Source organism: Helicobacter pylori oki112 (assembly GCF_000600085.1).
GTDB lineage: Bacteria > Campylobacterota > Campylobacteria > Campylobacterales > Helicobacteraceae > Helicobacter > Helicobacter pylori_CY.
This window is the reverse complement of the sequence record NZ_CP006821.1, coordinates 1,183,066-1,202,913: the sequence shown is the minus strand read 5'-3', so window position 1 is coordinate 1,202,913 and position 19,848 is coordinate 1,183,066. Positions and strand designations below refer to the sequence as shown.

General features: G+C 38.8%; 18 protein-coding genes. 7 read left to right on the top strand and 11 right to left on the bottom strand.

The features are described from left to right. Positions 1–226 precede the first annotated feature (226 nt). On the bottom strand, positions 227–427 hold the full coding sequence (locus tag HPOKI112_RS05685) for a hypothetical protein (RefSeq protein ID WP_025309939.1): 201 nt from the start codon (positions 425–427) through the stop codon (positions 227–229). On the opposite strand from HPOKI112_RS05685, the gene HPOKI112_RS05680 reads away from it, so the two are divergent. From HPOKI112_RS05680 to uvrB, 4 genes are all read left to right on the top strand, one after another. Beyond that, on the top strand, positions 387–3,182 hold the full coding sequence (locus HPOKI112_RS05680) for a DUF3519 domain-containing protein (RefSeq protein ID WP_038416879.1): 2,796 nt from the start codon (positions 387–389) through the stop codon (positions 3,180–3,182). The genes HPOKI112_RS05685 and HPOKI112_RS05680 overlap by 41 nt on opposite strands. 68 nt (positions 3,183–3,250) lie before the next feature. Further along, the gene (locus tag HPOKI112_RS08490) at positions 3,251–3,430 is read left to right on the top strand and encodes a hypothetical protein (protein WP_025276233.1); all 180 of its coding nucleotides are present in this window, start codon (positions 3,251–3,253) and stop codon (positions 3,428–3,430) included. A 316-nt stretch (positions 3,431–3,746) separates the two neighbouring features. Then, positions 3,747–4,493, top strand: coding sequence for an ATP synthase subunit B family protein (locus tag HPOKI112_RS05670; protein ID WP_025276232.1), 747 nt, complete (start codon positions 3,747–3,749; stop codon positions 4,491–4,493). A gap of 40 nt (positions 4,494–4,533) precedes the next feature. Continuing rightward, positions 4,534–6,510, top strand: a complete 1,977-nt coding sequence (uvrB, locus tag HPOKI112_RS05665) for an excinuclease ABC subunit UvrB (RefSeq protein WP_025309936.1) — start codon at positions 4,534–4,536, stop codon at positions 6,508–6,510. A gap of 10 nt (positions 6,511–6,520) precedes the next feature. Here uvrB and HPOKI112_RS05660 read toward each other — a convergent pair whose 3' ends face one another. The 6 genes from HPOKI112_RS05660 to HPOKI112_RS05635 form a co-directional block, all read right to left on the bottom strand. Further along, positions 6,521–7,354: an outer membrane protein gene (locus HPOKI112_RS05660; RefSeq protein ID WP_025309935.1), complete on the bottom strand. Its 834-nt coding sequence runs from the start codon at positions 7,352–7,354 to the stop codon at positions 6,521–6,523. Positions 7,355–7,419: 65 nt separating this feature from the next. Next, positions 7,420–8,742 carry an adenylosuccinate lyase gene (purB, locus tag HPOKI112_RS05655; protein ID WP_000893887.1) on the bottom strand — a complete coding sequence of 441 codons (1,323 nt, stop codon included), beginning with the start codon at positions 8,740–8,742 and terminating at the stop codon, positions 7,420–7,422. A gap of 109 nt (positions 8,743–8,851) precedes the next feature. Beyond that, the gene (locus HPOKI112_RS05650) at positions 8,852–9,796 is read right to left on the bottom strand and encodes a thiamine pyrophosphate-dependent enzyme (protein WP_000238168.1); all 945 of its coding nucleotides are present in this window, start codon (positions 9,794–9,796) and stop codon (positions 8,852–8,854) included. A gap of 12 nt (positions 9,797–9,808) precedes the next feature. Beyond that, positions 9,809–11,032 carry a 2-oxoacid:ferredoxin oxidoreductase subunit alpha gene (locus tag HPOKI112_RS05645; protein ID WP_015644583.1) on the bottom strand — a complete coding sequence of 408 codons (1,224 nt, stop codon included), beginning with the start codon at positions 11,030–11,032 and terminating at the stop codon, positions 9,809–9,811. A gap of 9 nt (positions 11,033–11,041) precedes the next feature. Continuing rightward, positions 11,042–11,434, bottom strand: a complete 393-nt coding sequence (locus HPOKI112_RS05640) for a 4Fe-4S dicluster-binding protein (protein WP_000656168.1) — start codon at positions 11,432–11,434, stop codon at positions 11,042–11,044. A 15-nt stretch (positions 11,435–11,449) separates the two neighbouring features. Beyond that, positions 11,450–12,010 carry a pyruvate flavodoxin oxidoreductase subunit gamma gene (locus HPOKI112_RS05635; RefSeq protein WP_000486455.1) on the bottom strand — a complete coding sequence of 187 codons (561 nt, stop codon included), beginning with the start codon at positions 12,008–12,010 and terminating at the stop codon, positions 11,450–11,452. A gap of 278 nt (positions 12,011–12,288) precedes the next feature. Here HPOKI112_RS05635 and HPOKI112_RS05630 point away from each other — a divergent pair, with 278 nt between their 5' ends. Continuing rightward, positions 12,289–12,951: an outer membrane protein gene (locus tag HPOKI112_RS05630; RefSeq protein WP_025288391.1), complete on the top strand. Its 663-nt coding sequence runs from the start codon at positions 12,289–12,291 to the stop codon at positions 12,949–12,951. 6 nt (positions 12,952–12,957) lie between these two features. Here the strand turns inward: HPOKI112_RS05630 and HPOKI112_RS05625 are convergent, their stop codons facing one another. Continuing rightward, positions 12,958–14,265 (bottom strand): hypothetical protein, encoded by a 1,308-nt coding sequence (locus tag HPOKI112_RS05625; protein WP_025309934.1) that lies wholly within the window; start codon positions 14,263–14,265, stop codon positions 12,958–12,960. 192 nt (positions 14,266–14,457) lie between these two features. On the opposite strand from HPOKI112_RS05625, the gene HPOKI112_RS05620 reads away from it, so the two are divergent. Both HPOKI112_RS05620 and HPOKI112_RS05615 read left to right on the top strand, forming a co-directional pair. After that, the gene (locus HPOKI112_RS05620; protein WP_025309933.1) at positions 14,458–15,648 is read left to right on the top strand and encodes a glycosyltransferase family 8 protein; all 1,191 of its coding nucleotides are present in this window, start codon (positions 14,458–14,460) and stop codon (positions 15,646–15,648) included. A 135-nt stretch (positions 15,649–15,783) separates the two neighbouring features. Continuing rightward, complete coding sequence (locus tag HPOKI112_RS05615) at positions 15,784–16,944, top strand: glycosyltransferase (RefSeq protein WP_025309932.1); 1,161 nt, start codon at positions 15,784–15,786, stop codon at positions 16,942–16,944. Between the two features lie 11 nt (positions 16,945–16,955). Here HPOKI112_RS05615 and HPOKI112_RS05610 read toward each other — a convergent pair whose 3' ends face one another. The 3 genes from HPOKI112_RS05610 to pgl form a co-directional block, all read right to left on the bottom strand. After that, on the bottom strand, positions 16,956–18,002 hold the full coding sequence (locus tag HPOKI112_RS05610) for an NAD(P)-dependent alcohol dehydrogenase (RefSeq protein ID WP_025288387.1): 1,047 nt from the start codon (positions 18,000–18,002) through the stop codon (positions 16,956–16,958). Between the two features lie 161 nt (positions 18,003–18,163). Further along, positions 18,164–19,174 carry a glucokinase gene (locus HPOKI112_RS05605; protein ID WP_001126860.1) on the bottom strand — a complete coding sequence of 337 codons (1,011 nt, stop codon included), beginning with the start codon at positions 19,172–19,174 and terminating at the stop codon, positions 18,164–18,166. Beyond that, a complete protein-coding gene (pgl, locus tag HPOKI112_RS05600; RefSeq protein WP_025276221.1) occupies positions 19,161–19,844 on the bottom strand; it encodes a 6-phosphogluconolactonase in 684 nt (227 codons plus the stop codon). The genes HPOKI112_RS05605 and pgl overlap by 14 nt, the downstream gene beginning before the upstream one ends. Positions 19,845–19,848: the final 4 nt, after the last annotated feature.

Below are 19,848 nucleotides of genomic sequence, written 5' to 3'. Positions count from 1 at the left end.
GGCTTGATTCAAGGATTTTTTTATTTTATGCTAAGTAGCGTGTTTTTTGAACAATTGATTTGAAGCGATAGATTAAAGATATTGCATTTTTCATGGCTAGATGGCTTTATACTAAAAACTTTAGCCAGAAAACATTGCTTGCTATAACTTTGCTTTGTTGGTCTCGCCTAAATATTCTCTTAACAAACCCCTAAATTTACAAACTCCAAACAATAGCGAGCGGTTTTCATAAGCTTTTTAAAAACGATGATAAGATCGCTTTAAGCCTAAAGCCCGCTACAACGAAAAATTTAAGCCAAGGTTTAGCGACCACTTTAAGCGGAGCGTTAAAATACCAATGGACTAAATTCACGCTAGGAACTCTATACAGAAACGCTCCCGATCGCATTTTAGGGGTTAAACTACCCAAAGCCTTAAACGAAGCCACCGCAGGAGCCGCCTTAAAGTATCACATTAAACGAGCGCTTGAACGAAGCCACAGCATTAGCGAATTTAGTAAGCAACTAGAACTAAGCGCCAAAAACGCTAAATTTTCAAACAACACGCTTAAAATCATTGAAGAGCTTAATAACGGCGTTAAACAAGCGAGCGAAGAAATCAAAGAGAAAGTAACTAAATACGAAAACGCCTTAAAAGAATTACAAAAGATTGATGAAAGCACACTTACTAAAGAACAGAAACAAGTTTTAAAGGTTTTTAAGGGAGAATTAGACAAGGGCGAGATTAAAAAGATAGATTTAAACGACCTTTACATTTTAGATCAAGGATCAAGGCACGCAGGCGCTAAAAAGATTTTAGTTAAACAGAACGGAGCAGAAAATACAGGCGGACTAACTAACGACGAGCTAATCAACATGAGCGAAGTTATCAAAAACGGAAGCGTGTTATTAGAGAGTTTTGAAAAGCTTAAAAACGGGTTTAGATACGGCTATGAATGGGATAATAACGGCGTTAAGCTTAGGTTAGTCGTAGATGATTTGAATAATGGGAATAAGATTTTTGATTTTTATAGTGATAGGAATTTTAAAGATTTTAGGGATGCCAGGCCACAACCTAGCACCTCAAAGGATAGCAGGCCACAACCTACTACACTTAATGAAAATAATCCTACACCAAAACCGCTAACAGATCAAGAGAATTTATTAAAAACAAGCGAAAATTTAAACGAAACCACCAAAGAAGCTACAAAATTAAGCCCATTAGAACAAGCCAACGCTGAAAAGCTTCTTAAGTTAGAAAGCGAGAAGCTTGAAAGCGAAAAAGAATTTACACGCTTAAAAGAGCAAGAACAAGCGCGCAAAGCCGCATTAAAAAAGAAGTTAGAACACGAGCGAGGCAATGCAGGCAACATTGAAAGCCAGACTAAAATAGAAGTAGGAGAGGATATACCTACGAATGCGCAAGAGCAATTACCAAAAAGCCGAGTGAGGCTAAACGAAAGAGAGATTTACGATCTAGACTATGCGATCGTGAAAGCAAAAGATTTAAAACCAAGCTTTACCACAGGCGGAACGCAAAAACGCACCGACATGAACGAAGAGCAGATTAAAAGCATTGCTGAGAATTTTGATCCTAAAAAGATATTTGGGAGTGGAGGTTTTGAAGATTTACCTATTATTTTACACGACGGCCAAGTGATCGCAGGAAACCACCGAATCCAAGGCATGCTAAATTTCACGCCTAAAAGCCGTTATATTTACGAGAGAGCGATCAAGGAATACTATAACATAGAATTAAAGCCGGACGAATTGTTAGTGCGAGTGCCACACAAGAGGCTAAACAACACCGAGATCAACAATTTAGCGGCTTCAAGCAATCAAGGACGCTTTAATAGCGAAAGCGATCACGCTATAGCGGTTTTAAGCCATTATGAAGCAAAATTAAAAGAATTAGACAAAAAATTAAACGCTGATAGCATCTATTCTTTAAAAAACATTGTTGCTAAAAATTTGAATTTTGACAAAGCAACTCATCCTAATGTAGGAGATAGTAACCTCGCACTTCTCATGTATAACATGCCAAGGACCAAAACGCAAGGGATAGAATTATTAAACCGATGGCAGAAAGAATTTAGTAACGATATTAAAAGCTATGAAAAAGTAAAAAAAATGTTTGTAGATAATGCGGGAAGCTTTCACAATCTCATCCACGATATGAATTTCCCTAATGTAAGCCTGAACGCTTATTTAAGCGATATTATGGATCGCAGTTTTGCGAATTTAAAGAATTATCAAAGCACGAGCGAAAGCCTGAAAGATTTGAGCGAAAAATTCTATAAAACGAGTTCTTTAGAGATGTTTGAAAAGAGCGAACAAACTACAAGCGATATCAGCGAGATTTTAGGAGGAGCTATCGCACGATTTGCGAGGTTTGATGATCCGAGCAAAGCGTTATTTGAAGCTTTAAGAAGCGATAACATTAAAAAAGGTTTGAAAGATTTCAAAATAGCAGATGTTACAAAAGACATGTTTAACCCTGATAGTAAGGAATTTAAGGATATTGATATTTACGACTTCACGCATTACCTTTTAATGGTAAATAGAGAGCCGAACGAAAATAACCCTACCTTAAATCGCTTGATAGAAGCCGTGAAGGATATGCAAAAAGAGAGCGAGAAAGGGATAAAACGAGATTATAGCGATAAGAAATTAAGTAATGATGAAATCAAAGAGATATTAAATAACGCAAAAATCCCTACAAGCGGGAGAGACGCTGTTATTTTTGGTAAGAATAACCTAACGCCTGAAATTGTTGAATTTCTACACAAAAACAACAAGAAAATGATTATAGAAAAAGCCTCTAATAAAGAAGTAGAACTTTTACAAAACGCTAACTTTAGACACCCTGAAGATGTTAGGGCGAGTTTAGATCATGAATCTATTACTCACATACTCAAAAGGCATGGCGTTAATTCTGTTAATGTTAGGAATGAAAGCCCTATTACTTACGAAGATGTAGCTAATTATAGAAGCTTTATTGATGGGGCAGATGCTATTTTTGTTAATAATAATAATTTGATCGCATTCAAGCAAATCAATGGCTATGCGGTAGTGGTAGAGCAAGCAGTTAATAGAAAGAGTGAATTAGTTTTAAAAACGATGTTTAAGAGTAACGGAGATTATAAGAATAACAACGCTTATAAAAAATTACAAGACACCAAACCCTCTAAGGGGCAACCATAGGTCGAGTTCCTATAGCGATGTCTGTAAGAATTTTATTTAAAAAACTTCAATAAGTCAAGGAGGAAGAAATGCAGCTATTTGAAAAATGGAAGATTGCAACAGAGGCTTATAATAGTTTTTATGAAGAGTCCGAACATTTGGGATTAGAAGTCGTAACATTCTTAAAACATTTTAGCGAAGCAAACGATACCCTTAGTAATGCGATTTTAAAATGTTTGATAGCGAGAGCGAGCGGTTTTCAATATTAGTAAAGACAGCCGAGAGCGTAGAGGATTACCCTTTAGTGTTTAGGTTTAAAAATGATAGCGATGAAGTTTGGGAGTTTGTTGTTAGAGATAAGCAAGATGAAAACAAAACCATGCGGGAATAGAAGCGTGTCAGCGTGATGGAAGTAAGCAACTACTAGAAAAACAAATTAACAAAGCTAAAGAATGCCTCTCACTTGTGAAGCAATACAGAGATAATAAAAGAGATTGTGCAGTGTGGATTATTGATTTTTTAATCGTGGAATTGTTGAAATGTGGAGGTTTTGATGATTGAAAATATTTATAAAAAAGGAATAAAATGAATTACCCTAACCTACCTAATAGTAATTTAGAGATAACAAGCCAGCCTGAAGTGAAAGAAATCACTAACGAGTTATTAAAGCAATTACAAAGCGCGCTAAATTCTAATACTCTTTTCACCGAGCAAGTGGAATTAAGCCTTAAAGGGATTGTTAGGATTTTAGAAGTGCTTTTATCTTTGGATTTTTTCAAAAACGCCAACGAGATCGATAGCAGTTTAAGAAACTCCATTGAGTGGCTTACTAACGCCGGAGAGAGCTTGAAAAACAAAATGAAAGAATACGAGGGCTTTTTTAATGATTTCAATACGAGCATGCACACTAATGAGCAGGAAGTAACCGCTACACTAAACGCTAACACCGAAAACATCAAAAGCGAAATTAAGAAGCTAGAAAATCAATTGATAGAAACCGCTACAAGGCTTTTAACGAGCTATCAAATCTTTTTAAACCAAGCTAGAGAAAACGCTAATCATCAAATCACCGAAAACAAAACGCAAAGCCTTGAAGCAATCACACAAGCTAAAACGACCGCTAACAACGAAATAAGCGAGAATAAAACGCAAGCGATAACTAACATTAACGAAGCCAAAGAAAGTGCTACAACGCAAATTAACACCAACAAAACCCAAAGCCTTGAAGCGATCAAAACAGAAAAGCAACAAGCCACAAGCGAGATTAACGAAGCGAAAAACACGATCATTATCAAAACATTGATTTTTTTGAGATTGAATAAGGCGTGTTAAAAACCTACTATAATACCCCTAAAAAATGCGAGTTTTAAAGATGCCTTTATTTGATTTAAAAAGCCCTTACCCACCAGCAGGCGATCAGCCCCAAGCCATAGAAGCTTTAACAAAAAGCTTGAAAAATAACAACCATTATCAAACTCTAGTGGGGGTTACAGGGAGCGGTAAGACTTATACGATGGCCAATATCATCGCTCAAACCAATAAACCCACTTTGATCATGAGCCATAATAAGACCTTATGCGCACAGCTTTATAGCGAGTTTAAGGCGTTTTTCCCGCATAATAGGGTGGAGTATTTTATCTCCCACTTTGATTACTACCAGCCTGAAAGCTATATCCCTAGGAGGGATTTATTTATTGAAAAAGACAGCTCTATTAACGATGATTTAGAGCGTTTGAGATTGAGCGCGACCACCTCACTTTTAGGTTATGATGATGTGATCGTGATAGCGAGCGTTTCGGCTAATTATGGTTTGGGTAACCCTGAAGAATATTTAAAAGTCATGGAAAAAATCAAAGTGGGTGAGAAGCGCGCTTACAAGAGCTTTTTATTAAAGCTAGTAGAAATGGGTTATAGCCGTAATGAAGTGGTGTTTGATAGGGGGAGCTTTAGAGCGATGGGGGAATGTGTGGATATTTTCCCCGCTTATAATGACGCTGAATTTATTAGGATTGAATTTTTTGGCGATGAGATAGAAAGGATTGCAGTCTTTGACGCTTTAGAAAGAAATGAAATCAAACGCTTGGATTCTATTATGCTTTATGCGGCCAGTCAGTTTGCCGTAGGGAGCGAGAGGCTGAATTTAGCCATTAAAAGCATTGAAGATGAACTCGCTTTAAGATTGAAATTTTTTAAAGAGCAGGATAAAATGCTTGAATACAACCGCCTCAAACAACGCACCGAGCATGATTTAGAAATGATTAGCACGACCGGTGTGTGTAAGGGCATTGAAAATTACGCGCGCCATTTCACCGGTAAAGCCCCTAACGAAACGCCTTTTTGCTTGTTTGATTATTTAGGGATATTTGAGCGGGAGTTTTTAGTCATTGTAGATGAAAGCCATGTGAGTTTGCCGCAGTTTGGAGGGATGTATGCAGGGGATATGAGCAGGAAAAGCGTTTTAGTGGAATATGGTTTTAGATTGCCTAGCGCTTTAGACAACCGCCCTTTAAAATTTGATGAATTTATCCATAAAAATTGCCAGTTCCTTTTTGTGTCCGCTACGCCCAATAAGCTCGAATTAGAGCTTTCCAAAAAGAATGTCGCTGAGCAAATCATTCGCCCTACAGGGCTTTTAGACCCTAAATTTGAAGTGCGAGACAGCGATAAGCAGGTCCAGGATTTATTTGATGAAATCAAGTTAGTGGTGGCCAGAGATGAAAGGGTGCTCATCACCACGCTCACTAAAAAAATGGCAGAAGAATTGTGCAAATATTATGCTGAATGGGGCTTGAAAGCGCGTTACATGCATAGTGAAATTGATGCGATTGAAAGAAATCACATCATCCGCTCTTTAAGGCTTAAAGAATTTGATATTTTAATAGGGATCAATCTTTTAAGAGAAGGGTTGGATTTGCCTGAAGTTTCTTTAGTAGCGATCATGGATGCGGATAAAGAAGGGTTTTTAAGGAGTGAAACAAGCCTCATTCAAACCATGGGGCGAGCCGCTAGAAACGCCAATGGCAAGGTTTTATTATACGCTAAAAAAACCACTCAAAGCATGCAAAAAGCCTTTGAAATTACGAGCTACAGGCGCGCTAAGCAAGAAGAGTTCAATAAGCTTCACAATATCACCCCCAAAACCGTTACTCGCGCTTTAGAAGAGGAGTTGAAATTAAGAGACGATGAGATTAAAATCGCTAAAGCCTTAAAAAAGAACAAAATCCCTAAAAGTGAAAGGGAAAAAATCATTAAAGAACTGGATAAAAAAATGCGAGAATGCGCGAAAAATTTGGATTTTGAAGAAGCGATGCGTTTGAGAGATGAAATCGCTAAATTAAGAACGCTTTAAACGCTACCGCTTAAAAACTATAAGTGTAGTTGAAATAAACCGAGTAATTGCGCCTGAAATCAACCCGATACAACACGCTGTTGATCCCGTATTCTAAAAATCGTAAAACCTTTAGGACATTTCCACTACTATTGCTAATGTTATTCATGGAATAATAGTGGTTAAAATAATAAGTAGGGATTTTAATCCCAAAGCCAAATTGGTTGCGCTCATTCCCTAAACGAACCCCTAAATCCACCAAAAACTGGAAGCCATTTGGATCCACTTTCCCGCCAAAAGTGTCTTGAAGAAGCGTTTGATACAATAGCGCATCGCTTAATTTATTATACACCCCAGCAAAAGCAATCCCCAGATTGAACCCGGCAAAAAACTTATCCCCATTATAAGCGTTAAATAATAAATCCATATAAGTGCCATAAGTGGAAATGATGACAGACTGCGATTCTTGTGGGCCATAAAGAGAAGCGCTCAAATCATAAAATAGCCCCCACCTGAAACCAAACCACTTCGTTTCTTCATGCTTACCCACCCATTTATAGCCCACTTGCACGCCAAGACCATTAGACACATACGAATTTTTAAAAACAGGGCTTAAGCCATCGCTGAAAATAATTTGGGTTTTGGTGAAGTTCTGGAATAGATTCAAGTTGCTAGAGTTGTGCTGAATGCTCCCTAATTGATACCCAAACCCCAAATAAAACACCGATCTATCCGCATAGCGTTTAATGGGCGAAACCACCTTTTTATTAAAAAAAGTGTAATCCCCTTTAGTCAAAACATCTTTAAAACCCTTTGCATTAAGCGTGCAAAAAAGCCCTAAAACTAAACATAACGCTCGTTTCAAAAAACCCCTTAAAACTTCAATTTTTTAGCGCTTATTTTATAGTTTTGTTTTTGTAAAAATGCGCCTTATTCAAACACCCTTTTAAAAATCGCCCCCACGTTTTTAGTGTAATACCCGTAATCAAAACATGCTTTGATTTCATCCTCGCTCAAATATTTTTTCAAGCGTTCATCGTTGAGTAGGGCGTTTAAAAACAAATTTTCATCAGCGTTTTTAAAAGCGCCTTGTTGCAAAACCTCCCATATTTTCATCGCATTTTCTTGCACGATAGAATAGCTTTCTTCTCGGCTCAAACCTTTTTTAGGCAATTCCAATAACACCCGTTGCGAAAAGACTAGCCCCCCACTCAAAGCTAAATTTTTAAGCATGTTTTTAGGATAAACCACCAAATTTTTAATCACGCTATTTAGGCGGCTGAGCATAAAATCGCTCGTGATAAACAGATCGGGCAATGCAAAACGCTCCACAGAGCTATGGCTCATGTCCCTTTCATGCCATAAGGCGACATTTTCTAGCATAGGGGTCGTAAAAGAGCGAATCACCCTGCAAAGCCCGGTGATATTCTCGCTCAATATGGGGTTTCTTTTGTGAGGCATCGCAGAGCTTCCTTTTTGCCCTGTTGAAAAAGCTTCTTCCACTTCATAGACTTCACTGCGTTGCAAATGGCGGATATTGACAGCGATTTTTTCACAACTGCTCGCTAAAAGAGCCAGATCGCATGCAAGCCTAGCGTAGCGATCTCTTTGAATGACTTGATTATTGATATTGGCGGTTTTTAAGCCTAAAAATTCGCACGCTAATTCTTCTAATTCTAAGGGGGCGTGCGCGAAATTCCCCATAGCCCCACTGATCGCTCCCACGCTGATAAATTCCATCGTTAAATCTAAGGCTTTTAAATGCCGTTTGATCTCATCAGCAAAAAGGGCTAACACTAAGCCAAAAGTAATGGGTTCGCCAAACACTCCATGGCTTCTGCCCACCATCAGCGTGTCTTTATGCTCTAAAGCCCTGTTTTTAAGGGTTTCATAGAGGTTTTTAACGCCTTTTTGAATGAGTTTTAAGCTTTTTGTCATCAATAACGCCATAGCCGTATCAATGCAATCGCTAGAAGTGATCCCATAATGAAAAAAGCGCGATTCTTCGCCCAGGCTTTCAGCCACGCAAGTAGTGAAAGCGATTAAATCATGTTTAGTGGTTTTTTCAATTTCTTTGATGCGCTCAAGATTGAATGCCGCCTTTGAGCAGATTTTTTCACAATCGCTATCTTGGATTTGCCCAAGCTTGTTCCACGCCCTAACGACAGCTTTTTCCACTTCTAAATAGGTTTCAAACTTGGTTTGCTCATTCCATAGGGCTTTCATTTCTTCATTCGCATAGCGTTCTAACACCGACAATCCTTAAAATCAAAATGGGATTTATGTTACTTTAAAGGGGTTTAAAAAGTCAAGGGGGAAAATCACACAAGACGCAAAAAAGCGCCTTGATCTAATGGAAGGATTATACTTTAGCTTCTTCTCTGCGTTGCAAGTATTCCCAACGCTCATTCACATCTTTTTGCAATTCTTCAATAATGTGTTCGTTTTCCTTTTTGAAAAGGTGTTTGAAACGCTTTTGAGCCGCTAAATAATCCCTTACAGGAATGATATTTCTGGGGCGGTAAGTGATTTTCAATTCCCTGCCATTAAAGATTTCAAATAGGGGGAACATCAAGCTATCCACAGCCATATCCGCTAATTCAATGGTTTTATTGGATTCAAATTTCCATTCAGTCGTGCACGGGCTAAGAGCGTTGATGAAGCAAGGCCCTTCAGTGTCTAGCGCGGTTTTAATCTTTTTGTTCATGTCCTTCCATTTGTTAGGCGAGAGCTGCGCCACATAAGGGACTCCATGGCTTGCCATGATATTGACGATGTCTTTTTTCTTTTCTTTTTTACCAAAGCTAACCGATCCTGATGGCGTGGTAGAAGTGCTAGCCCCTAATGGCGTAGAGCCACTTCTTTGACCGCCGGTGTTGGCGTAGTTTTCATTATCCAGGCAAATGTAAGTCATGTCATGCCCTCTTTCCATGCAACCGCTGATGAATTGAAGACCAATATCATAACTAGCCCCATCGCCTCCAAACGCCACAAATTTTGGCTTTTGACCTTGATAGCGACCCTTATTCACTAAAGCCTTATACATCGCTTCCACCCCTGAAATTGCTGTAGAGCCATTTTCAAAACCAATATGAATCCAAGGCACATCCCATGAAGTGTGCGGATACACCGCCGAGCATACCTCTAAACAACCGGTAGAATTGCCTAAAACGATAGGCCCATCTACAGCGTTTAAAACTTCGCGCACAATAATGCCATGCCCACAACCCGGACAAAGCAAGTGCGAGCCTTGAAATTTTTCAGCGCTTTGGCTAAAACCTTTGAGTGTTTTGACTTCTTTTACCATGATATTTCCTTTTTAAAAAAAGCTCATTTTAGGGCCACGCAAGCCTACGAATTGTTGGGTAGGGTGCGTGAGCGTGCCTTTAAGAGCGTCTTCATTGATTTCTTCAAAAATTTCGCATAAATGCGCGATTGTCATATCCCTTTCGCCTAAACCATAAATGTAGTTAGACACCACAGGGTGTTTAGTCCCTTGTGTTTGATACACCGCACTCGTTACCTCATTAAACATCGCCCCCATAGCGCCCGCTGGAGAGCTTTTGTCTAAAATCGCTAAAGCTTTAAGATTTTTCAAATCCTGCCCTAATCTTTCATAAGGGAAAGGGCGCAAGGAATGGATGGTGGCCACGCCGGCCTTAATGCCTTTTTTACGCATTTCTTTAGCCGCTACGATCGCTGATTCATAAGTAGTGCCTAACGCAAAAATAGCGATTTCAGCGTCTTCTAGCTGGAAAGTTTTAGTCAAATGGTATTGTCTGCCGGTGAGTTTAGCGAAATCATTAAACACTTCTTCAATCACAGAAGACGCGCTCATGATCGCATGGTGGAGTTGGGCTTTATGCTCATAATGCCATTCTTCTTCAGCTTGCGCGCCATAGCTTACCGGTTTATCAAAATCCAAAAGGGAATGCTTGGTTTGGTATTCGCCCACGAATTGATAAGCCACTGCATCGCTCAAAGGGCGGACATTTTGCACGGTGTGCGAGCATAAAAACCCGTCTTGATTGACAATAGTAGGCACGCGCACCTTTTGATGCTCTGCGATTTTAAACGCCATTAAAGTGAAATCATAAGCTTCTTGGGGGTTGCATGTGCATAAACTTATCCAACCAGAATCCCTGCTTAAATACATATCAGAATGATCGCCATGGATATTCAAAGGGGCTGCTAAAGCGCGATTGACTAAATTCAAAACGATAGGCAAACGCATGCCAGAAGCCTGGTATAAAACCTCTACCATTAACGCCAAACCTTGAGAGCTAGTCGCAGTGCTGACCCTTCCACCAGCTGCTGCAGCTCCCACGCATGCACTCATGGCGGCATGCTCAGATTCCACTAAAACAAATTCGCCATCAATATAGCCATTATCCTTAAACGAGCCATAATTTTGCACAATGGGCGTTGATGGGGTGATAGGATAGGCTGCGATGACATCAATTTGAGCCTGTCTTAAAGCGTTAGAGCTGGCCATGTTGCCATCCCACACTTCTATCTCTTGTAGTTCAATACTTCTTGCCATATTTTTTCCTTACGATTTTTTCTTTTCTTGTTTTTGCGGCCATTGAGTGAGGGCGCTAGCAGGATCAATTTGTTCTTCAAACATCCATAGCGATTTGGGGTTGGTGGGGCAGACATCCACACACACGCCACAGCCTTTACAATGAGAATAATCCACACCTTTTAACTTGCCCTCTCTTGAAAGAATAGCAGCGTCTGGGCAATAAACCCAACAATTAAAGCAATTGATGCAAATGTTATTGTTATGCACAGGCTTAGCCACGCGCCAATGAGCCACTGAAGTGGTGAAGTAGCTTTGCTCGGTGTAATGGCGCTCATCATTGTGTTTTTCCATTTCGCTTTGTGCGTTTTTTTCAAAAGGGAAGAGCACCGCTCCCATTTCAAATTCATTCCAATCTTTCATCTTTGTTCCTTAATGTTATTGAACTTCTTCATAAGCTCTTTGGATAGCGAGCATGTTAGCATCAATGACTTCTTGCGTGAGCTTTTTGCCTAAAACTTTCTTAAAAGCTTCTTTAAAAGCCCCAATTTCAAGCATGCCAGACACTTTCATTAGCGCCCCTAGCATGGGCGTGTTAGGGATGGGGCGTTTTAAGGTTTCCATAGAGATTTTTAAACAATCCACTAAAAACACCTTACGGGTTTTTAATTCAGGTTTTTTTTCAAACAATTCTTCTTTGTTAAGATAGCTGGTGATGATATAGGTCGTGTCTTCTTTTTCATTAGCGAAGATGTTTTCAATGAAAACCAAACCCGGATCAATCACTAGCACATAATCAGGCTGCATGAAGCGTTCATGGTTTAAAATAGGCTCATCATCAATGCGGTTATAAGCCATCATAGCAGCCCCCCTTTTAGCTGAACCATAGGAAGCGAACGCTTGCACTTCTTTACCTGTTTTTGAAATCACATCAGCCAGCCCTTTAGCGCCAGTGATTGCGCCTTGACCCGCTCGCGCATGCCATCTAATTTGAAACATGGTAATATGTCTCCTTAATATCGTATAAGATAAATTGAATTCAGCCTAAAATTATACAAGAAAAACTATTAATGTGTCTTATAACAATATCTTTTTAGGAATTTTTATAGAAAAATGGGGGCATACCCACAAGAATTATGGCTATTTATTCTAAAAAGATAGGCGTTCTTAATAAAAATCACTAATATTTATTTTAAACTTTGTTATTATTTAGGGTGTGATTTGATTTTAGTCTGCATGGGGCAAGTGTGGGGCAGGATAACATAAGGAATTGGGTTATGAATGAAACAATGGTTAAAATATTGATGGGCATGGCGTTATTATCATCGCTTCAAGCCACAGAGGCAGAGCTTGATGAAAAATCAAAAAAACCTAAATTAGCGGACAGGAACACATTTTATTTAGGGGTTGGGTATCAACTTAGCGCGATCAACACATCGTTTAGCACCGAGTCTGTAGATAAATCGTATTTCATGACCGGCAATGGCTTTGGTGTGGTGTTAGGGGGGAAATTTGTGGCTAAAACGCAAGCTGTAGAGCATGTGGGTTTTCGTTACGGGTTGTTTTATGATCAGACCTTTTCTTCTCACAAATCCTATATTTCTACCTATGGTTTAGAATTTAGCGGTTTGTGGGACGCTTTCAATTCGCAAAAGATGTTTTTAGGGTTAGAATTTGGCTTAGGCATCGCTGGGGCGACTTACATGCCAGGAGGGGCTATGCATGGGGTTATCGCTCAGAATTTAGGCAAAGAAAATTCGCTTTTTCAATTGCTTGCGAAAGTGGGTTTTCGTTTTGGCTTTTTCCACAATGAAATCACTTTCGGGTTGAAATTCCCTTTCATTCCTAACAAAAGAACTGAAATCGTTGATGGCTTGAGCGCGACTACTTTATGGCACCGCTTACCGGTCGCTTATTTCAATTATATCTATAATTTTTAGATATAGCTATTTAGAGGTTTTAGATTTGACAAAATCAATTAATTCTCGTGTGTCTATGGTTAGGGTTAAGAATTGCTGATAAGTGGTGATCCACTTGCCCCCTTTCCCATACAAATGATACCCATCGCCCCCACCTAAAAAGTTAAAAAACGCATCCGCTCGCACGCTCACCCATTTATTTTTATAAACATAATAAAGCCCTATCATGTCAAAATTAGGGGCTCTATACCATGGCAACCCGGTATAAAGGGATTGGCCATAAGTGGCATAAAAGTGCATTTGGGGTTTGTTGGAAAAATAGTATCGGTTAAAAATCCCAAAGCCCTTGTATTGCGCTTGAGCGTAAAATTCCCCCCCAAAGCTGTTATAAAATCGGGCGTTTTTACACTCGCTAGCATAACGCACGCAATAATGGGTTTGGGACGACTGCGTGCCAAAGGTTATAAAAATATTGTCCATATAAGGCATGAGATTTTTAAAATCCGCTTTAAGATAAGCGTGGTAATAGACTCTATCTAAAATAGTGGGGTTAGAGTATTTGCCTATTTCCCCGCCTTGTGGGTTATTTTTTTGACTGAAATAGGGGTAGCCATTAGGCCATTGCGGGGTTGCATCGCCTGGTTTTAAGTAGGAATTTCCGCCATAAGGGTAGTTATCTCCCATGCTATGAGAGCTAGCGTTATGAAAAATGACAAGCTGTCCCCCTAAACCCAAATACCCTTTAAGAAACTGAAATTCTGAAGAAACAAAATACAAGAATTGATCAAAATCGTAATTTTTCTTTTTGGGCTGGTTGTTCCAATTACGCCCCCCATACCAATCAACAACGCCCTCAAACCACCCGTTCCACCAGCGATTAGGATCATAAGCCGGTTTGAATTGAAACGCTCCTCCCCTAAAAGTAGGGTCTATAAACCAAAAAAGTTTTTTAAAAGCGCTTAAAGGGTAATGCCCTATCTGATAGCTTCGTGGCACAATGCCTAAAAAAAATCTCAAATTTTTCCCTATGTATTGGTAATACATCGTAACCCCCCACGAATAAGGGAAATAGCTATAATGCGTGTGTAAATTTTGAATGAACCACGCTCCAAACATCAAGGCCTGTCTTTTGTCCAATTGAACGCCAATTTGAGGCATGAGACGACCTTGCATTTTGGTTAGGCTATTCCAATAGGGGTTGTTGGCTGGGGCCACTAAATTGAAATTAAAGCTCATAAACTTCAAGTCATAGACAAAACTAGCCGCTTTTATTAAGGGTGGTGTTAAAAAACCTGAAAATAACAACGCGCAAAGAGATTTTTTTAAGAAAATCAAATTAGAATACAGCCCCTTTCATCATCTTTTAAAGTTGCAACATTTAAAATAGCAACGCTTAAAGACAAGATACGATTTTAAATTAATTTTCATTAAAAACAACATAAAAACCAAAAACAGAACCTTTTCAAGTTCGGTTTTTTTTTTTTTTTTTTTGGATAAAATAGCTTTAAAAAAGGGTGTTTAATTTTTATGACTTCAGCTTCAAATCATTCTTTCAAAGAACAAGATTTTCATATTCCTATCGCTTTTGCTTTTGATAAGAATTACCTCATTCCTGCGGGCGCGTGTCTTTATTCCTTGCTAGAAAGCATCGCTAAAGCCAATAAAAAAATCCGCTACACCCTACACGCTTTAGTGGTAGGCTTGAATGAAGAAGATAAAGCAAAACTCCACCAAATCACAGAACCTTTTAAAGAATTTGCTGCTTTAGAAGTGAAAGATATTGAACCTTTTTTAGATACTATCCCTAACCCTTTTGATGAGGATTTCACCAAGCGTTTTTCTAAAATGGTGTTAGTGAAATATTTTCTAGCGGATTTGTTCCCTAAATATTCTAAAATGGTGTGGAGCGATGTGGACGTTATCTTTTGCAATGAATTTAGCGCTGATTTCTTAAACATTAAAGAAGATGATGAGAATTATTTTTATGGGGTTTTAGAAGTTGAAAAGCACCACATGATGGAAGGGTTTTTGTTTTGTAATTTAGATTACCAACGCAAGAAAAATTTCACCTTAAGAATGCATGAGATTTTAAAGGGGAATGAGGCTAAAGGGGAGTTGGATTTTACAAAATGGTGTTGGCCTAACATGAAAGCTTTGGGGATTGAGTATTGCGTTTTCCCTTATTATTACACCATTAAAGATTTTTCTAATGCGTATTTAAACGAGAATTACAAGAAAACCATTTTAGAGGTGCGAGAAAACCCTACTATTATCCACTATGACGCTTGGTGGGGAGCGGTGAAGCCTTGGGACTATCCTTTTGGTTTAAAAGCGGATTTGTGGCTGAACGCTTTGGCTAAAACCCCATTTATGAGCGATTACACTAAGAAAATGCACACCAATGAGAGCTTTTATACCACAAAAATGGCTGAGCAGCATTATTTTTCTTCAGTAAAGTCTTCAAAAGAAATTGTTTTTAAGGCTCCGTATTTGTTTTTCAAATCGTATCTGTTTGTTGTGTTTAAAGAAAGGAAAATCCATTCAAGAGCTTTTGAATTAACTTGTAATTTAGTGAAAAAATTTTTCAATAAGCTTATTTATTTTGGGTTTTTTATGCCTAAAGCGTTAGCCAAAAGGGTGGTTAGTAAGATCCTTAGAGTTTTAGGGCTTCATGGGATTGTGAAAAAAATCTTAATCAAGCTCTTAAAAAAGGGATAGAATAAAGTGTTTAAAACCTTTTTTTAAATTAATTTTCATTAAAAACAACATAAAAACCAAAAACAGAACCTTTTCAAGTTCGGTTTTTTTTTTTTTTTTGGATAAAATAGCTTTAAAAAAGGGTGTTTAATTTTTATGACTTCAGCTTCAAATCATTCTTTCAAAGAACAAGATTTTCATATTCCTATCGCTTTTGCTTTTGATAAGAATTACCTCATTCCTGCGGGCGCGTGTCTTTATTCCTTGCTAGAAAGCATCGCTAAAGCCAATAAAAAAATCCGCTACACCCTACACGCTTTAGTGGTAGGCTTGAATGAAGAAGATAAAGCAAAACTCCACCAAATCACAGAACCTTTTAAAGAATTTGCTGCTTTAGAAGTGAAAGATATTGAACCTTTTTTAGATACTATCCCTAACCCTTTTGATGAGGATTTCACCAAGCGTTTTTCTAAAATGGTGTTAGTGAAATATTTTCTAGCGGATTTGTTCCCTAAATATTCTAAAATGGTGTGGAGCGATGTGGACGTTATCTTTTGCAATGAATTTAGCGCTGATTTCTTAAACATTAAAGAAGATGATGAGAATTATTTTTATGGGGTTTATGACAAAATATACCCGTATGAAGGCTTTTTTTATTGTAACTTAACTTGCCAGCGAAAAAATCAATTTTGTAAAAAAATACTAGAAACCATGCACACACAAAAAATAGATAAAGAACCGCAATTAACAGAATTTTGTCGATCAAAGATCGCACCATTAAAAATAGAGTATTGCATTTTCCCACACTATTATAGTCTTTCTGAAGAGCATTTAAGGGGTGTGGTCAATGCAATTTATCATAACACCATTAAACAAGCCTTAAGAGAACCTATCGTTATACAATACGACTCCCATCCTTATTTTCAAATAAAACCTTGGACATATCCTTTTGGTTTAAAAGCGGATTTATGGCTGAACGCTTTGGCTAAAACCCCTTTTATGAGCGATTGGTCTTATTTGATTACAGGAGATGGGGAGATAGGCAGCGAAAAATGGCACTACTACCATAGCATTATCGCTTACCATTACTACTTCCCTTTATGGAAAACAGAAGAACAGATCGCCCATGACGCTTTTAAGACCTTTTTAAATCATTATTCTTTACACATTCATGAGATTCCCAAAAACGCAAGACAAAGACTATTTAAACACTGCTTTTCAATACCACTCAAGAGTCTTATTAGTAAAACCCTTAAAATCCTAGGGCTTCATGGGATTGTTAAAAAAATCCTACTCAAGCTCTTAAAAAAGAGCTAGAGCCAAAGCCTTTAATCAAACGATTTTTTCATATCAATCACATAGCGGAATTTCGCTTTCCCATGGGTTAGGTTGTGATAAGCGGTGTCAATATCCTTGCCTAAAATCAAATCTATTTCAGGGTAAATATTGTGTTTGACAGAAAAATCCATCATCTCTTGGGTTTCTTTAATGCCCCCAATCAATGAGCCATAAACCTTGCGATTGCCTAAAAAGATAAAATCAAAAACGCTAAGCACTGGAGCGACTTCTACAGGGGGGAGTCCCACAAGGGCTAGATCGCCATTATAAGTTAAGAGCTTGAGGTAGTCTTTTAAATCATAATGGGTAGGAATGGTTGAAATGATAAAATCCAATTCTTCTTTGCATTGTTTAGGGTCAGTGTAGAAATGTTTAACCCCCATGCTTAAAGCGTCTTGTTTTTTGTGTTCATTTCTTGCAAAAACGCTCACTTCAGCCCCCATAGCCACAGCGTATTTAACCGCCATGCTTCCTAGCCCACCAAACCCAGCGACACCAACTTTTGTGCCTTTAGTAACCTTAGAAAATTTCAAGGGTGAATAAGTGGTGATGCCCGCGCAAAGCAAGGGGGCTACTTTTTCTAAAGGAGCGTTTTTATCCACGCTAATCACATAGTTTTCATCCACGACAATATTATTAGAGTATCCGCCCATGTGGGGTTCGTTGTCATGGAAAGAATCCAAACAATCGTAAGTGAATACCACTTTGGCACAAAACTGCTCTTGGTGTTCTTTACAAGGCTTACACGCCTTGCATGAATTGACAAAACAGCCCACGCCCACCACATCGCCAACCTTAAATTTCTTAACTTCCTTACCCACTTCTTTGATGACCCCAGCAATTTCATGCCCAGGAATCATAGGATAAATGCCTTCTTTCCATTCGCTATAAGCGCTATGAATATCGCTATGACAAATCCCTGCATAAAGAATGTCAATCAGCACATCTTTAGGGCCTACAGCATGGCGACTAAAATCATGGGGTTTGAAATGCCCGTCTTTAGAAAAAATAGCAAAACCTTTAGATTGAACTCTCATTAAAACTCCTTGTTTGATTAAAACACTGCTATTGTATCGTTTTTATGGTTTGCTTATATTTCTATAGGTTTAACTAATTTTATCATTGTTGGTTATATGGTATCGTTGTTTGGCGCGCTTAAACACACCCCTTGTATAAGCTGCTTTTATTCTTAATGCTGCTATATCTTATCATGCAGTAAATAATTCTCTAACGCAATGCCCGCCCCATCAAGTCCCGGAGTTTTTTTCAGCACGACATGCACAGGGATAGAAGCGAGAAACGCTCCCATGCGTCCTTTCGTTTCAAAACGCGCTCTAAAGGGCGAAGTCTTAAAATAATCAATGAATCGTGGGATAATCCCCCCACACAAATACACGCCCCCCCTAGCCCCCAAAGTGAGAGCCACATCAGCAGCGAGCGTGCCTAGCATGGAGCAAAAAGTGTCCAAAGTCAATCGGCATATAGGGTAATCCCCATTCAAAGCGCGTTCGCTAATGATTTGTGGGGTTAATTCAGCCTTGCTTAACTTCGCCACTTTTTCTAAGCCTTTGCGTTTAGACAGGGCTTCATAAATCAACACCAAACCGCTCCCGCTCAAAAACCTTTCCGCGCTCACATGATTGAATTTAGAGCGGGCGTATTGCCACACTAAAATTTCTAAATCATCAAAAGGGGCAAAGCTCACATGCCCCCCTTCACCGGGCAAGACTTTTAAAGAGCCATCGCTGTTTTGGATAAGAGTGCTTACCCCAAGCCCAGTTCCTGGCCCTAAAATCGCTTTAGGAGCGTTGATTTCGCACTTAATCCCGCCTATTTGAGCCAAATCGTTTTCTTGCATCGCGCTAATGGCATAGGCTTGCGCGACAAAATCGTTGATAACAAGCAATTTTTTTAAATCCAAACATTGCCGTGTCGTTTCAATAGAAAAAGTCCAATGGTTGTTAGTCATTTGGACAAAATCTCCCATAATGGGCGTAGCCACAGCAAAAGAGCCATAAATAGGGTGCAGTTTAAGGCTTTCTTTGCATTTGGAAAGATAGAATCGCACCGCATCGCTCAAGCTTTCAAAATCTTTACATGGCAAGACTTCAATGCATTCAATCTGTCGTGGGGCGACTTCTAAACCAAAGCGCGCGTTCGTGCCGCCAATATCGGCTAATAGTCTTGGGTAAGTTTCAGTTTTTGGCATAAAACACCTCCGTGGTAACTTTTTGAGAATGTAAAATCCGAGCAATCGGCAGAGAATAGGGAGCACTTTCTTTTAAAGCCTTTTCTAAAACCTCCCTTTTTTCTACCCCACTAACGCTTAAGAAAAGTTTTTCGCAATTTTCTAAGGCGTTAACAGACATGCTCAAGCGCTCATAAGGAGCGTTAGCTGGCTTAGTTAAGACGATATTTTCTTTTTCTTCGTTTAAAAAAGCACTCGTTTCAGGAAAAAGGCTAGCCGTATGCCCATCAGTCCCCATGCCCAAAATGGCTAAATGAGGCTGTTTGAAATGCTGGTTAGCAAAATGAAAAAGCGCGTTTGTATCGCTAGAAATCTTTTTGGGCAAAAGTGGGTTGAAAGAAGCTTTTAAGGCGTTATTTTGCAACAAGTAATCATGTAATAATTTGGTGTTGCTATCCTTGTGGCTTGTGTCTATAATGCGTTCATCTACCAAACTGATTAAACACTCATGCCATTTGAGATCTAAAACGCTTAATTTTTGCAACAAACCAATGGGCGAACGGCCCCCAGAAAAAGCGATAGAAACTTGATGATGCTTTTTTAAAGCGGTGTTAAAAAATTCTTTAAAACGCTCTGTTAAAGCCTTGTGGCAATCTTCTAAATTTTCAAATTCAAACAATTGATAACCCATGAAA

Bases quoted from the DNA above. Each gene is read 5' to 3' on its own strand.
- uvrB (WP_025309936.1), top strand. From the start codon at position 4,534: ATGCCTTTATTTGATTTAAAAAGCCCTTACCCACCAGCAGGCGATCAG.
- HPOKI112_RS05645 (WP_015644583.1), bottom strand. From the start codon at position 11,032: ATGGCAAGAAGTATTGAACTACAAGAGATAGAAGTGTGGGATGGCAAC.
- HPOKI112_RS05635 (WP_000486455.1), bottom strand. From the start codon at position 12,010: ATGTTTCAAATTAGATGGCATGCGCGAGCGGGTCAAGGCGCAATCACT.
- HPOKI112_RS05615 (WP_025309932.1), top strand. From the start codon at position 15,784: ATGACTTCAGCTTCAAATCATTCTTTCAAAGAACAAGATTTTCATATT.
- HPOKI112_RS05630 (WP_025288391.1), top strand. From the start codon at position 12,289: ATGAATGAAACAATGGTTAAAATATTGATGGGCATGGCGTTATTATCA.
- HPOKI112_RS05650 (WP_000238168.1), bottom strand. From the start codon at position 9,796: ATGGTAAAAGAAGTCAAAACACTCAAAGGTTTTAGCCAAAGCGCTGAA.
- HPOKI112_RS05610 (WP_025288387.1), bottom strand. From the start codon at position 18,002: ATGAGAGTTCAATCTAAAGGTTTTGCTATTTTTTCTAAAGACGGGCAT.
- HPOKI112_RS05670 (WP_025276232.1), top strand. From the start codon at position 3,747: ATGAATTACCCTAACCTACCTAATAGTAATTTAGAGATAACAAGCCAG.
- HPOKI112_RS05605 (WP_001126860.1), bottom strand. From the start codon at position 19,174: ATGCCAAAAACTGAAACTTACCCAAGACTATTAGCCGATATTGGCGGC.
- pgl (WP_025276221.1), bottom strand. From the start codon at position 19,844: ATGGGTTATCAATTGTTTGAATTTGAAAATTTAGAAGATTGCCACAAG.
- HPOKI112_RS05640 (WP_000656168.1), bottom strand. From the start codon at position 11,434: ATGAAAGATTGGAATGAATTTGAAATGGGAGCGGTGCTCTTCCCTTTT.
- HPOKI112_RS05620 (WP_025309933.1), top strand. From the start codon at position 14,458: ATGACTTCAGCTTCAAATCATTCTTTCAAAGAACAAGATTTTCATATT.
- HPOKI112_RS08490 (WP_025276233.1), top strand. From the start codon at position 3,251: ATGCAGCTATTTGAAAAATGGAAGATTGCAACAGAGGCTTATAATAGT.